Below are 1,347 nucleotides of genomic sequence, written 5' to 3'. Positions count from 1 at the left end.
GCGTCCAGCCCGTGCTGTTCGCGGTGATGGTCTCCCTCGCCCGGCTCTGGAGTTCCTTCGGGGTCCACCCGGACGCGGTCATCGGCCATTCCCAGGGTGAGATCGCCGCCGCTCACATTGCGGGCGCGCTGTCGCTGGAGACCGCCGCCACAATCGTGGCGCTACGGAGCCGGGCCCTGGCCGAACTCGGCGGCTCCGGTGGCTCTGGTGGCATGGCCTCCATTCCCCTGCCCGCCACCGACGTGCGCTCCCGGCTCACCCACTGGGCGGACCGGCTGAGCATCGCCGCCGTCAACGGGCCCGCGTCCACCGTCGTCTCCGGCGACCCGGGCGCGCTGAACGAACTACTCACCGGATACCGGGCCGACGGCATCGATGCCCGCGCCATCCCCGTCAGCTACGCGTCCCACTCCGCGCAGGTCGAAAGCATCCGGGAACAGCTGCTGCACGCCCTGTCCGGGATCACCGCCCACACGTCGGACATCGCGTTCTACTCCACCGTCACCGGCGGCCTGCTCGACACCGCCACGCTTACCGCCGACTACTGGTACCGCAACCTCCGCCAGCCGGTCCAGCTCGACCAGGCGATCCGCGACGCGCTCGCCGACGGGCACCGGATGTTTGTCGAAACCAGCCCCCACCCGGTCCTTACGGTGGGAATCCGCCAGACCCTCGACAGGGCTGACCATGCTGGCGGCGGCCATGCTGGCGGCGACGGCACCGGCGGCCTGGGCAGTGCCATCGCCGTTGGCACCCTGCGCCGTGACGACGGTGGGATGCGGCGGTTCCTCACGTCACTCGCCGAGATCCACACCCATGGCGGCTGGGTGAACTGGCCGGCCGCATTCAGGCCGGATGCCCGGCGGACAAGGCTTCCTACGTATCCTTTCCAGCGCGAGCGGTTCTGGATCGACACGTCGGCTGCCGAACCCCCGCGGGCGCCGGGGAGGATTGCGCAGCCTCGTTCGGAGCCAGCGACGCACGCCGGCCCGAAACCAGCGCAGGACAGTGGCGCGGAGCATCGCGGCGACGCGGCGGACAGTTCATCCTCGCTGGGACAACGCCTGGCCAGGCTGTCCGCGGGCGAACGACAGGCCGCGCTGGTCGACATCGTGCGCGGATGCGTCGCCGTCGTCCTGGGACACGTCCTGCCAGGCGCTGTCGACGCGACATGGACGTTCAAGGACCTCGGGCTCGATTCGCTCGGCGCGGTGGAGTTCCGCGACCGGCTGTCCGCCGCGACCGGCCTGCGACTGCCAGCGACCCTCACCTTCGACCACCCCACGCCCCACGCCGTTGCGCACCACCTGGCGGCCATCGCGACAGGCACGCGGCACTCCGGCGCGG

General features: G+C 71.3%; 1 protein-coding gene. It reads left to right on the top strand.

Annotated features, from left to right (window positions below; translation table 11 throughout):
* Positions 1-1,347: acyltransferase domain-containing protein (locus MJ783_RS23330; RefSeq protein WP_239314054.1), on the top strand; the 1,347-nt coding region annotated here is incomplete at both ends.

The sequence above is a fragment of the Protofrankia sp. Cj3 genome (genome assembly GCF_917627355.1).
Classification (GTDB): domain Bacteria; phylum Actinomycetota; class Actinomycetes; order Frankiales; family Frankiaceae; genus Protofrankia.
The sequence above is the reverse complement of the archived record's forward strand: the minus strand, read 5'-3'. Positions and strand labels throughout refer to the sequence as shown.